Annotated in this window: 15 protein-coding genes; 8 read left to right on the top strand and 7 right to left on the bottom strand. The window is 67.8% G+C overall.

The window, feature by feature from the left end; all coding sequences use genetic code 11:
- Positions 1–21 precede the first annotated feature (21 nt).
- Entirely contained in the window at positions 22–996 is a 975-nt protein-coding gene (locus AC5P9I_RS00895) for an RluA family pseudouridine synthase (protein WP_031269982.1), read from the top strand.
- 87 nt (positions 997–1,083) lie between these two features.
- On the opposite strand, the gene zupT is transcribed toward AC5P9I_RS00895, so the two are convergent.
- The 3 genes from zupT to AC5P9I_RS00880 all read right to left on the bottom strand — a co-directional run bounded on the left by zupT (position 1,084) and on the right by AC5P9I_RS00880 (position 2,754).
- On the bottom strand, positions 1,084–1,893 hold the full coding sequence (gene zupT, locus AC5P9I_RS00890) for a zinc transporter ZupT (RefSeq protein WP_049466837.1): 810 nt from the start codon (positions 1,891–1,893) through the stop codon (positions 1,084–1,086).
- A gap of 97 nt (positions 1,894–1,990) precedes the next feature.
- A complete protein-coding gene (locus AC5P9I_RS00885) occupies positions 1,991–2,407 on the bottom strand; it encodes an energy transducer TonB (RefSeq protein WP_049466835.1) in 417 nt (138 codons plus the stop codon).
- On the bottom strand, positions 2,404–2,754 hold the full coding sequence (locus AC5P9I_RS00880) for a 4a-hydroxytetrahydrobiopterin dehydratase (RefSeq protein WP_049466833.1): 351 nt from the start codon (positions 2,752–2,754) through the stop codon (positions 2,404–2,406). Before AC5P9I_RS00880 ends, AC5P9I_RS00885 begins: the two co-directional genes overlap by 4 nt.
- A gap of 90 nt (positions 2,755–2,844) precedes the next feature.
- On the opposite strand from AC5P9I_RS00880, the gene AC5P9I_RS00875 reads away from it, so the two are divergent.
- Positions 2,845–3,444 carry an NfuA family Fe-S biogenesis protein gene (locus tag AC5P9I_RS00875; protein ID WP_049466831.1) on the top strand — a complete coding sequence of 200 codons (600 nt, stop codon included), beginning with the start codon at positions 2,845–2,847 and terminating at the stop codon, positions 3,442–3,444.
- A 10-nt stretch (positions 3,445–3,454) separates the two neighbouring features.
- Positions 3,455–5,215: a hypothetical protein gene (locus tag AC5P9I_RS00870; RefSeq protein ID WP_049466829.1), complete on the top strand. Its 1,761-nt coding sequence runs from the start codon at positions 3,455–3,457 to the stop codon at positions 5,213–5,215.
- 131 nt (positions 5,216–5,346) lie between these two features.
- Here AC5P9I_RS00870 and AC5P9I_RS00865 read toward each other — a convergent pair whose 3' ends face one another.
- The gene (locus tag AC5P9I_RS00865; protein ID WP_049466827.1) at positions 5,347–5,760 is read right to left on the bottom strand and encodes a barstar family protein; all 414 of its coding nucleotides are present in this window, start codon (positions 5,758–5,760) and stop codon (positions 5,347–5,349) included.
- Positions 5,760–6,212: a guanyl-specific ribonuclease gene (locus AC5P9I_RS00860; RefSeq protein ID WP_049466823.1), complete on the bottom strand. Its 453-nt coding sequence runs from the start codon at positions 6,210–6,212 to the stop codon at positions 5,760–5,762. The genes AC5P9I_RS00865 and AC5P9I_RS00860 overlap by 1 nt, the downstream gene beginning before the upstream one ends.
- Positions 6,213–6,430: 218 nt before the next feature.
- Here AC5P9I_RS00860 and AC5P9I_RS00855 point away from each other — a divergent pair, with 218 nt between their 5' ends.
- Positions 6,431–7,042, top strand: a complete 612-nt coding sequence (locus tag AC5P9I_RS00855; RefSeq protein WP_088476395.1) for a superoxide dismutase — start codon at positions 6,431–6,433, stop codon at positions 7,040–7,042.
- A 132-nt stretch (positions 7,043–7,174) separates the two neighbouring features.
- Here the strand turns inward: AC5P9I_RS00855 and AC5P9I_RS00850 are convergent, their stop codons facing one another.
- Positions 7,175–8,023, bottom strand: coding sequence for an endonuclease/exonuclease/phosphatase family protein (locus AC5P9I_RS00850; protein ID WP_049466818.1), 849 nt, complete (start codon positions 8,021–8,023; stop codon positions 7,175–7,177).
- A 162-nt stretch (positions 8,024–8,185) separates the two neighbouring features.
- Between AC5P9I_RS00850 and AC5P9I_RS00845 the strand changes: the two genes are divergently transcribed.
- Positions 8,186–9,751 (top strand): POT-type proton-dependent oligopeptide transporter, encoded by a 1,566-nt coding sequence (locus AC5P9I_RS00845; protein ID WP_049466817.1) that lies wholly within the window; start codon positions 8,186–8,188, stop codon positions 9,749–9,751.
- Positions 9,752–9,758: 7 nt separating this feature from the next.
- A complete protein-coding gene (locus AC5P9I_RS00840; RefSeq protein WP_014037807.1) occupies positions 9,759–10,385 on the top strand; it encodes a rhomboid family intramembrane serine protease in 627 nt (208 codons plus the stop codon).
- A gap of 58 nt (positions 10,386–10,443) precedes the next feature.
- On the opposite strand, the gene AC5P9I_RS00835 is transcribed toward AC5P9I_RS00840, so the two are convergent.
- A complete protein-coding gene (locus AC5P9I_RS00835; RefSeq protein ID WP_164687841.1) occupies positions 10,444–10,605 on the bottom strand; it encodes a hypothetical protein in 162 nt (53 codons plus the stop codon).
- Positions 10,606–10,814: 209 nt separating this feature from the next.
- Here AC5P9I_RS00835 and AC5P9I_RS00830 point away from each other — a divergent pair, with 209 nt between their 5' ends.
- Entirely contained in the window at positions 10,815–11,117 is a 303-nt protein-coding gene (locus AC5P9I_RS00830) for a GNAT family N-acetyltransferase (RefSeq protein ID WP_019660442.1), read from the top strand.
- Positions 11,118–11,154: 37 nt separating this feature from the next.
- Positions 11,155–12,036 carry a DUF3298 and DUF4163 domain-containing protein gene (locus tag AC5P9I_RS00825; RefSeq protein WP_049466838.1) on the top strand — a complete coding sequence of 294 codons (882 nt, stop codon included), beginning with the start codon at positions 11,155–11,157 and terminating at the stop codon, positions 12,034–12,036.
- Positions 12,037–12,038: the final 2 nt, after the last annotated feature.

Here is a 12,038-nt window from a genome sequence, read left to right as displayed (position 1 = left end):
TGTAACAGAATAAACAGCCTGATGACCGCCCAAGACCCCACCAAGCCCGCTGGCGACAAGCCTTCCGTGCGCATGATCACCGTTCCCGCCGACCGCGCCGGCCAGCGCCTGGACAACTTCCTGCTCGGGCAGCTGAAGGGCGCCCCGCGCAGCCTGGTGTACAAGCTGGTGCGCAGCGGCCAGGTGCGGGTCAACGGCGGCCGCGCCAAGGCCGAGCGCAAGCTGGAGGCCGGTGACGAGGTGCGCGTGCCGCCGGTCCGTCTCAGTGAAGAAGGAGACAAGGCCGGTCCGCCCGAGGCGTTCATGCGCCGCCTGGAGCAGGCCATCGTGTTCGAAGACGCGCGCCTGCTGGCCCTGAACAAGCCCTCGGGGGTGGCCAGCCATGGTGGCAGTGGCATCAGCTTCGGCGCGATCGAGACCCTGCGCGCGTTGCGTCCCGGGCAGACCCTGGAACTGGTCCACCGGCTGGATCGCGACACTTCGGGCCTGCTGATCGTGGCCAAGAAGCGCTCGGCGCTGAGCGAACTGCAGGCGCTGCTGCGTGAAGACCACGGCGCCGGCATCCGCAAGCGCTACCTGACCCTGCTGGCCGGGCGCATGCCCGACGGGGTGATGACGGTCGACGCGCCGCTGCACGTGGGCCTGCGCCAGGGCGGCGAACGCCATGTGCAGGTCAACGCCATCGGCAAGGAATCGATCAGTCACTTCCGGGTGCTGGAGCGCCGCGGCGGCCATTCGTACTGCGAGGTGCGCATCGAGACCGGCCGGACCCACCAGATCCGCGTGCATGCCCAGCATCTGGGGCATCCGGTGGCCGGCGATGACAAGTACGGCGATCCTGCAGTCAACAAGCGGCTTCGCGAGCAGATCGGGCTGAAGCGCCTGTTCCTGCACGCGGCATCGCTGGAGTTCGCGTTGGATGACGGCAAGAGCCCGTATGTGCTGAACGCGCCGCTGGCGGATGAGCTGGTCGAGGCGCTGGATCGGCTGCGCTGACAATGACCGGGTAGCGCCGGGGCAGGCCTGGCCGCTACCTTGTTTGGGTAGATCCACGCCATGCGTGGATGCGCCCCTCTGGGTCGTTCACCACTTGAACAGCACCAGGCTGATCGCCAGCGTGCCCATACCCGCCACCAGGCCGTATACGGTTTCGTGGCCCTTGGCATAGCGCTTGGCCGCCGGCAGCAGCTCGTCCAGCGCCAGGAACACCATCACGCCGGCGATCAGGCCGAACACCCAGCCGAACGTGGCGTGCGACAGCGATCCGGACAGCAGCAGGTAGCCGATCGCTGCGCCGATCGGCTCGGCCAGGCCCGACAGCAGGCTGGCGGTGAACGCATAGGCCTTGTTCTGGGTGGCGAAATACACCGGCACCGCGATCGCGATGCCCTCGGGAATGTTGTGGATGGCGATGGCGAAGGCCAGGGGCATGCCCACAGACGGGCTTTCCAGCGTCGCGAAGAACGTCGCCAGGCCCTCGGGGAAATTGTGCGCGGTGATCGCGATCGAGGTCAGCAGGGCAACGCGCTTGAGGTACTCGCGGCTGTTCTCGCGGAACGCGGGATCCTGCTTGTCCAGGCTCTCATGCGGGTTGGGGATGAAGTGGTCGATCAGCACGATCACGATCACGCCCAGCAGGAAGGCCAGGGTGCCGTAGGTGAAGCCGGTACGCTCGCCATAGGCCTGGGCGAACGAGGCAATGGACTTGTTGAGGATTTCCGACAGCGACACATAGACCATCGCGCCACCGGCAAAGGCCAGGCCGAACGCCAGCAGGCGCGGGCTGGGGCGGCGCGAGAACAGCACCAGCAGGCTGCCGATCGCGGTGGCCAGGCCTGCGGCCAGCGTGACCGCCAGTGCGATCCAGATGTTTTCGGGGGGAATCTGCAGCATCTACCGACGCGGTCCTGGTCAACAGACAACCGCCCCGGACAGGGCCGGGGCGGCGGGGGCGAGGCGGGCGTCGGCGGGCCTCGTCGGGTGCGCGCGATCAGCCGCCGCGGCGCAGGCGCTCTTCGATGGCGAAGCACTGGTCCGGCTTCGGCTGCGGCGGGTTGAAGCTGACCGGCACCTGGATGGTGGCCGGTACCGGCTGGCCGTTGCGGGTCGCGGCCTTGAACTGCCAGCCCTGCACCGCGGTCCTGGCCAGTTCGTCCAGCTGCGGGTTGCCGGCGCCGGTGAGCAGGGCGACCTCGCTCGGCTTGCCGTCGGTACCGATGGTCACCTTGAAGGTGCTGGTGCCGCCCACGCCCATGCAGGCCAGTTCCAGCGGGTACTGCGGCGGCGGCGTCTTCACCGCTGCGACTTCGGTCGGCGCGGGCGGTGGCGGTGCCGGCGGTTCGGACGCGCCACAGCCGGCCAGGCCGGTCGCAGCGATCAGGGACAGGCTCAGCAAACGTACGTTCATGGCAGTTGCTCCGTCAGGGCCGAAGTCTTGGCCGCGCAGATGAAGTCGTTCTCGCTCAGCCCGCCCACATCGTGGGTGGAGAAGCGCACGACCGCGCGGTCGTAGTGCACGCCCAGGTCCGGGTGGTGGTCCTCGCGGTGGGCGATCCAGGCCAGCGCGTTCACGAAGGCCATGGTGGCGTAGTAATCCTTGAAGCGGAAGGTACGCGACAGGGCCTGGCCACCCTCGCTCAGCTCCCAGCCGGGAACCTGCGGCAGCAGTTCGGCCAGGCGGGCTTCGCCGAGCTTGTGGTCGCTGCCTTTGCGCGGCACGCAACGGGCCTGGGCCAGTGGAATCAGGTCGGCCATGGGAATCTCCACCTCGTGTTGACTGAACAATGCGCCGGACGGTGTATAAACCGAATGAGCGGCTGACGCTTACTTGGCTAGAATAGCCTGATGATCCAGATCTCCGACACTGCCCAGACCCACTTCCGCAAGTTGATCGAACGCGAGGGCGTGCCCGGCATGGGCGTGCGCCTGAGCGCGGTCGACCCCGGCACGCCGCGCGCCGACGCCCGGCTCGAATTCGCCGAACCGACCGACCTGCTGGGTGACGAGTGGGCGGTGGACTGCGATGGGTTCACCCTGTATGTCGATGCCGGCAGCGTAGGCTGGCTTAATGGCGCCGAGATCGACATCGTCGCCGGCACCGCCGGCACCCAGCAGCTGACCATCAAGGCGCCGCGCATCAAGGGTGAAGCACCCGGCGATGCGGCATCGCTGGTCGAGCGCGTGCACTGGGTGGTGGAGAACGAAGTCAATCCGCAGCTGGCCTCGCATGGCGGCAAGGTCGCCGTGCAGGAAGTCTCGGCCGATGGCGTGGTGCTGCTGCGCTTCGGCGGTGGCTGCCAGGGCTGTGGCATGGCCGATGTGACGCTGAAGCAGGGCATCGAAAAGACGCTGATGGGCCGCGTGCCCGGCGTGACCGCCGTGCGCGACGCGACCGACCACGACAGCGGCCACGCGCCGTACATCCCGCGCGACAACGTCGCCTGATCGCCGACGCGTGCCTCTGACCCGGGCCGAGCAACTCATCGATCTGCTGCTGGCGCGCCAGCAGCCCCGCGCCGTCCTCGAGAAGACCACGCGCCTGCCGTATGGCTGGGCGCTGTGGCTGCGCTCGCTGGGGCCGCTGCCGCGGCCGTACCACGCGCGCGACGTGATCGCGGTATTGCTGCCCCGACCGTTGCCGGGGCCACCCGGTCAATCGCCGCAGCTGTCGCCGTGGCAGGCGCTGCGCCGCTTGTTCTGGCAGGACTGGGACGCCGCGCCGCGCGACCAGCGCTGGATGCGCTGGCTCTCGGCAGTGGCCAGCGCGCTGCTGCACCTGCTGTTCTTCATGCTGTTGCTGTGGGTGGCGGTGATCCGCACCAGCGCGCCGCAGGACGAGGGCACCGAAGGCGAGCGCGTGCAGGTGGAATTCGTCGGCCGCGCCACGCAGGAGGGCGGCGGCGATCAGCCGGGCGCCGAGGCCGTCGAGGCCGCACCGGCCGGTCAGGTTGCGGCGGGGCAGGAGGCGGGCGCTGCGACGGCGCCTGCGCCGCGCCCGCTGGCGGCCGAAGCCGCCAGCGCGTCCCCCGCGTCGGCACCTGCCGCGAGCGTTCCGCCGCCGCCGGCAGAAGCCGAGCCGGCGCCGGTTGCCGCGCCGCCGCCTTCTCCGATCCAGGCCACCGAAGTGGCGCAGGCCAGCACGGATTTCGTGGTGCCGCCGGTCAGCGTGCCCCGCACCGAGGTCAGCGTCGTGCCGCGCGACAGCACGCCCAGCGTGCGCGAGCGCAGCATTCAACCGGTGCAGGCGCCTCCGGCACCGACCGCAGTGCGCACCCCGGAGCTGGCCGTGCGCGCACCGCAGGTGCGTGACATCCAGGTGCGCGAACGCGAAGTCAGCACGGTTGACGCGCCCGTCGCGCCCCAACCGCTGCGCAACGCTGAAGTGCAGGTGCGCGTGCCGCAGCGGGACGTGCAGGTGCGCGAACGCGAAGTGCAGGCCGTGGCCGATCCGCAGGTGCGGATGGCGGCGGTGGCCGGGCGTGAGCCGGCCGTACGCGCGCCCAGCGGACGCGACGTGCAGGTACGGGAACGTCAGGTGCCCTCGGCACCGGCCGTGGCGCCCGCCGTCTCCAGCGGCAGCGCCACGTCGACACCCGCCGCTGCGGCCGAGGGCAGCACGGCGCAGGCGAGCCGCAGCACGCGACCGGTGGCCTCCAGCAGTACGCCGGCAAGCGCAGGCGCGCGTCCTGCCCCCGATCCCGGCAACTGGGCGACACCTGCCAAGGGCGATGACTGGGGAGCATCCAGCCGCAACCGCGAGGGCAGCAGCGACGGTGCCCGCCAGGCAAGCGCCGCCGGCCGGGGCAATGGCCTGTTCAATGCCGATGGCAGCGTGCGTGTACCCGGCCAGGAGGGCGACGGCCATGCAGAGCGCGGCGCGCCCGGTGGTGCCAACGATGGCTGGAGCAAGGAGCGCATCGCGCAGTCCGGCACCTGGCTGAAGCGCCCGCCGTACGACTACACGCCGACCTCGTTCGACAAGTACTGGGTACCGCAGGAATCATTGCTGGCCGAGTGGGTGCGCAAGGGGGTCAAGGCAATGGAGATTCCATTGCCGGGCACCAACACCAGGATCTCCTGCGTCATTTCGATCCTGCAGGCCGGTGGCGGCTGTGGCCTGACCAACCCCAACATGCAGGACCAGCCGGCCGTGGCACGACCGCCGCCGGACATTCCGTTCAAGAAGGAACTGCAGGAAGACAACGGCAGCCGCTAGGACGGCGCATCCACGCAGGGCGTGGATCTACTGTGCATCCAGCTGCGCCGGGTGGATCCACGCCCTGCGTGGATGATCCATGGGGGGCACGCCCATGCCGACCAGGGTCGGCCTCCATCAGGGCGTTGCCCTTACGCGCTCTGCGACAGGAACACCCAGAACGGCACGTCGCGGCCGAGCCAGTCGCGGCTGGTCTCGTCCATCACGTCCAGCAGGGTGTCGAAGTCCTTCGCTGCGCCGGCGCGCAGCGCATCCACGTCGGCCAGGAACAGCGCATAGCCGGCGGCCGGCAGCCATTGCAGGTCGCGCAGATTGTCCGACAGTGCATCCCAGTTGCCGCCGAAACCGGCGGGGAAATCCAGCTGCGCCGCCAACCGGGCGAGCAGCGTGCGCTTGTCGGCGACGTTTTCCAGATCGATGCGGATCACCTTCAGGCCGGCATCGCGCATCGCGGCGGCCAGTGCGCCGATGTCGTCGCTGTCGATGGCATACACGCCGGCATTGTTGATGTCATGCAGGCCGAGGCCGAAATCATCATGGCTCATCACTGCGCTCCCTGGGCCGGTACGGTGAAGCTGCGGAATGACGCGTAATGGTCGTCGGTGTAGTACCACGCTTCCGGCGGATCGCCGCCGGTGACGATGCGGCGCGTGCCGCGGGTGCGTGCGCCGGGGGTGTCGACGGTGTATTCGCGGTAGTAGCCGCGTGCCCGCTGCGGCAACTGCTGCTCGCGGTTGCCGAAGGTGCTGCCGTCCTGGCGGTGGGGGAAGGGGCCGCCACGCTGGATCAGGGCGATGGTCGCGCGTGCTTCGGCAGGCAGGAACGCGGGCAGGCCGCCGGCCCCGCTGGTCGAGGCGGGCGCGGTAGCGCGCGCGGTGGGCGTGCCCTGCAGGTCGGGCGCGAACTGCGGCGCCGGTGGCCGTTGCAGGAAATGGTTGGCGACCAGGCCGAGCAGCAGCAGGGCGATGGCGGTGATCAGCAGCCGGGGGTTGCGCATGGGCTGGGGCGGGCGAGGGTGGTGCATGCACTGTAGCGCCTGCGCGCTGCATGGTGCATGAGGAGGTGCCGCGTCACTGCTGCGTAACAATTGCCGTCGTACTCACTGGCAGGACGCAATTTCCTTTACATCCCCCTTGGTAATCTTGCGGTCTGTCCCCATCATTCACCGCGCACCGCCCGACAACGTCGGGTGCCCTCGCAATCAGGAGATGCATCATGGCCTACACCCTGCCCAAGCTGTCCTACGCCTACGACGCGCTGGAGCCGCATATCGACGCGGCGACGATGGAAATCCATCACACCAAGCATCACCAGACCTACATCAACAACGTCAACGCGGCGCTGGAAGGCACCGAGTACGCTGACCTGCCGGTCGAAGAGCTGGTGAAGAAGCTCAAGTCGCTGCCGGAGAACCTGCAGGGCCCGGTGCGCAACAACGGTGGTGGCCACGCCAACCACTCGCTGTTCTGGACCGTGATGGCGCCCAATGCCGGCGGCAACCCGGTGGGCGACGTGGCCAAGGCCATCGACAAGGACCTGGGCGGTTTCGACAAGTTCAAGGATGCCTTCACCAAGGCCGCGCTGACCCGTTTCGGCAGCGGCTGGGCGTGGCTGAGCGTGACCCCGGACAAGAAGGTCGTGGTCGAGAGCACCGGCAACCAGGACAGCCCGCTGATGGAAGGCAACACCCCCATCCTCGGCCTGGACGTGTGGGAACACGCGTACTACCTGAAGTACCAGAACCGCCGCCCGGAGTACATCGGCGCGTTCTTCAACGTCATCGACTGGAACGAAGTCGAGCGCCGTTACCAGGCAGCGATCGCCTGATCGCGGTGACGGGATGAACGGAAAAGGCCGGGGGAGACCCCGGCCTTTTCTGTTGCAGCAGTCGTTCGGTAGTGCCGGCCGCTGGCCGGCAACCGTGCGGTACCGGGGGAGCCGGCCCGCGGCCGGCACTACCTATTCCGCGGTGGCCGTATCGCCCTGCAGGCGCAGGGTCGCCATCACGCCCAGGCGCAGCCCGGGCAGGTCGCCGTCGGCCGGCAGCAGGATCGGCTGCTGGCGGATCCCGTCGAAATGCTTGACCTGGAACAGCACATCCAGTCCGTGGCCGGTGCTGCCCCCGCCATTGGCCGCGGCCGCCTCGGGCCGGCCGCCAGGATTGCGCCGGGCCGGTTGGAATCCCGGGGTGCTGCGCACCAGTTCCACGGTCGCTGCGGAGAAGTCGCCGGCGATCAGGCTGGGCATGCCTTCGGCGGTGGCGCCGATCCAGGTCATCAGGTCGCTGGTCTGGTGCTGGCGGGCGGTGGCCTCGTCCGGCTCCGGGCGCAGCCGCGCCACATAGACATTGACCAGCGCCTCGCCCAGCTTGAGCCGCATCATGCCGGCCGCGCTGAAGGTGCCAGGAGGATGCAGCAGGGTCACCCCGTCTTCGCTGACCGGTAGCCGGGTCAGCATTGCGTTGCCATGCCGCAGCGGCTGGCTGGGCGGATCGGCGGTGACGAAGTCGCAGCTGTAGCGCAGCCGGCTGGCCAGCCAGCAGGCCGGATTGCGGCCCTGCTGCTGCAGTACCTGCTGCACCGAGATCACGTCCGGCTGCAGTTCGGTCAGCAGTTGTGCGACCTGCTCACGGCGCTGCTTCCACTGCGCATCGTCACGGCTGGGCAGTTCCAGTGCGGCCACGGTCAGTTGCCGTGCGCCGTTGCCGCTGGCGGCGGTGGCCGCTGCCTGCGGGCGTGCCTGTGCCTGCAACGCCAGCAGCAGCGCGAAACAGCTGAGCAGGAGGCGGGCGTGGGCGAGGGGGCGCATAACGATAAGTTTACGCTTTTGCCGTGCAGGTGCCGTGACTTCCGGCAGGGCCGGGATCGCCTGCCACGGATTGGCACCGTTGTCATGCAGCCCTGCAGCGTGCCTGGCGCGCCCCGGTTCCGGTAACCTTGCGCCTTTCGCTTTGCAGGAATGCCCTACAGGATGAGCCACGACGCAGTCGCCCCCATCGCCGGCCAAGGAAAGATGCCGCGCCAGATTCCGTACATCATCGGCAATGAGGCCTGCGAGCGGTTCAGTTTCTACGGGATGCGCAACATCCTGGTGCAGTTCCTGATCACCTCGCTGCTGCTGCAGGAAATCACTGCGGAAGGCCGTGCCGGTGAAGCCAAGGACATCATGCACAGCTTCATGATCGGCGTGTATTTCTTCCCGCTGCTCGGTGGCTGGCTGGCCGACCGGTTCTTCGGCAAGTACCACACCATCCTCTGGTTCAGCCTGGTCTACTGCGCCGGCCACCTGTGCCTGGCGCTGTTCGAGAACAGCCGCGAGGGCTTCTTCCTCGGCCTGGGCCTGATCGCGCTCGGTGCCGGCGGCATCAAGCCGCTGGTGGCTTCGTTCATGGGTGACCAGTTCGACCAGAGCAACAAGCACCTGGCCAAGATCGTCTTCGACGCCTTCTACTGGATCATCAACTTCGGCTCGCTGTTCGCCTCGCTGCTGATCCCGCTGGTGCTGAAGAACTGGGGCCCGCAGTGGGCGTTCGGTATCCCCGGCATCCTGATGTTCATCGCCACCTTCGTGTTCTGGCTGGGCCGCAAGCGTTACGTGCTGGTGCCGCTGCCGCCGAAGGATCCGCATTCGTTCGCCAACGTGGTGCGCACGGCGCTGACCGCACGCGTGGCCGGCCAGGGCCGCCCGGGCCTGGTGATCGCCGTGCTTGGCCTGGTGCTGGCGGCGGCCTCGTTCGCCCTGGTCGGCTCGCTGGGCATCGTGATCTGCCTGTGCCTGGCGCTGGTGGCCATCCTCGCCGGCATCGGCGGCGGCACCTGGCTGCAGCTGGACCGCGCCCGTGGCCAGCATCCGGCCGAAGCCGTGGAGGGCGTGCGTTCGGTGTTGCGGGTGCTGGTGATCTTCGCGCTGACCACGCCGTTCTTCTCGCTGTTCGACCAGAAGGCTTCGACCTGGGTGCTGCAGGGCCAGCAGATGCAGATGCCGAGCTGGTTCACCGCCTCGCAGATGCAGGCACTGAACCCGCTGCTGGTGATGATCCTGATTCCGTTCAACAACCTGGTGCTGTATCCGGCGCTGCGCCGCTTCGGCTTCGAACCGACCGCACTGCGCCGCATGACCGCCGGCATCGCCTTCAGCGGCCTGGCCTGGATCGTGGTCGGCGGCATCCAGGTGGTGATGGACGGCGGCAACGCCATGTCGATCTTCTGGCAGATGCTGCCGTACGCGCTGCTGACCTTCGGTGAGGTGCTGGTCTCGGCCACCGGCCTGGAATTCGCCTACAGCCAGGCGCCGCAGGCCATGAAGGGCGTGGTGATGAGCTTCTGGAACCTGACCACCACCATCGGCAACCTGTGGGTGCTGCTGTCCAACGCCGCCGTGCGCAACGATACCGTGACCCACCAGATCGCCGGTACAGGGCTGAGCGAGGCGGCCTTCCTGATGTTCTTCTTCGCCGGCTTCGCCTTCGTCGCGGCGTTGGCCTTCGGTTGGTACGCGAAACGCTATCGTATGGTCGACAACTACCGCAGCGCCTGAGCCTGACATGACCCCCGTCAATCTGCTGTTGATCGCCATCACCGCCATCCTGTCGTGGATGGCGTTCAACAACCGCAAGCTGGCCGACCGCCTGATCCTGTGGCCGCCCGCCATCGACCGTCACCGCCAGTACGACCGGCTGGTGACCTATGGCTTCATCCACGCCGACTGGTCGCACCTGATCTTCAACATGATCACCCTGTTCTTCTTCGGGGGATTCATCGAGAGCGTGATGGTGCAGCTGACCGGCAGCTACCTGACCTACCCGGCGTTCTACATCGGTGCGCTGCTGGTCTCGATCCTGCCCAGCTACCTGAAGAACCAGAAGAACCCGAACTACCTCAGCCTCGGAGCGTCCGGGGCGGTGTCGGCGGTGCTGTTCGCCTTCATCCTGATCAAGCCGTGGTCGATCATCCTGGTGTTCTTCATCCCGGCACCGGCGATCATCTATGCCGCGTTCTATGTCGGCTACAGCATCTGGATGGACAAGCGCGGCGGCGACCGCATCAACCACAGCGCGCACCTGGCGGGCGCGGCGTTCGGCGTGATCTTCATGCTGGCCATGCAGCCGAGCATCTTCAACCACTTCCTGCGCGAACTCTCCAACCCGACCTTCCGCCTCGGCGGCGGTTGAGGAGGCCGGGGTCGGATCCATCGATCCGGCCCCGCGCAAGGCGGCAGCCCGCCCGGGCTCAGACCGCCGTCTGCTGGCCGTAGGTATCCAGCAGGCGGGCGAACACTTCCTCGCCGATACGCTGGAAATCCTGGTCCTCGGTCTGCCCTTCCACCGCCAGTTGCAGCAGGCCCTCCAGCAGGGCGCGGTCGGTATCGGTATGGGAATTGCTGGCGTGCATGGGAAGCTCCACGGTGGTGCGCAGGGTCAAGGATCGCAAGGGTCGTGCCAGCCCGGCCGTACCCCTCCACAGGCGATAGCGGCCGGCGGCCCTCCAGCTTGAGGGTCGAAAACTGACGTGAATGGACTGGACTTGCCCCTGTTCAGGCTTCACGCGATCATGGCGCCCGGCTGCGCACCATCCACGCAGTCGCCGCAGGAGACAGTTCCATGGCTTCGGTCACGCCCCCCGGTCTGGCCTACGAGGTCGAACATGACCTGGCCAACCACCGCTTCACCGCCCGTGTGCGAGGACAGCTGGCGGTGCTGGACTACCAGATCAAGCGCAAGCGCATGGTCATCACCCACACCGAGGTGCCCGAGCCGATCGCTGGCCGTGGCATCGCCGGTGAGCTGACCCGTGTGGCACTGCGTTTCGCCCGTGAGCAGAAGTACAAGGTGGTGCCGGCATGTTCCTATGCCGAGGCCTTCCTGCAGCGGCACGAGGAGTACCACGACCTGCTCGCTGGCTGAATGCCAGCGGGTCACGCTTCAGCCAGGGCAGGCGATGATGTACAAACATGAACAGGGGATCCCGATGAAGATTGGAAACAACCGGCCATTGCACGGCAGCGTGCTGGCCGGCGTGGTGGGCGTGCTGTTGCTGGCCGGTTGCCAGCGTGAAAGCGAGCCGGCACCGGCGACCGAGGCGGCACCTGCCGCCGAGGCGACGGCCGCGGGCGAAACGCCGGCCACGGAAGCAGCGCTGGACCTGCGGGACGTGATCGAGAACAACGAGCGCGAAGTGGTGGGTATCAGTTACCCGGCGGGCATCGACCGTTATCCGGGCCTGGCCCGCGCGCTGCAGAGCTATGCGACCAGTGCGCGCAGTGACCTGCAGCAGGCGCTGGACGGGCTGGGCAACGACAAGCCGACCATGCCCTACGAACTGTCGCTGAGTTTCGAGAAGCTGCTGGAAACCCCGCAGCTGGTGGTGGTCAGTGCCGATGGCAGCCGTTATACCGGTGGCGCCCATGGCGAGCCGCTGGTGGCGCGCTTTGTGTGGTTGCCGCAGCAGCAGCAGATGCTCAGTGCCGAAAAGCTGGTGGCCGACGCCAAGGGCTGGAAGGCGATCAGCGATTTCGTCGCCGACCAGCTGCGCGAACGCGTGGCCACCCGCCTCAGCGGCGAGGACATGGATCCGGCCCAGCTGCAGGAATCGCTGCGCAACGCGTCACGCATGATCGCCGACGGTACCGGGCCGCAGGCCGACAATTTCAGCCAGTTCCAGCCGTTGACCAACGACAAGGGGCAGATCACCGCGCTGCGCTTTGTGTTCCCGCCGTACCAGGTGGGGCCATACTCGGATGGCACCCAGACCGCCGACGTACCGGCGGCGGTGCTGTTGCCGCACGTGGCCAAGGACTACGTGGAGCTGTTCGCACGCGGTTGACC

The organism is Stenotrophomonas sp. YJH_SMC_29 (genome assembly GCF_059371235.1).
This window is presented reverse-complemented; position numbering and strand designations above follow the sequence as displayed.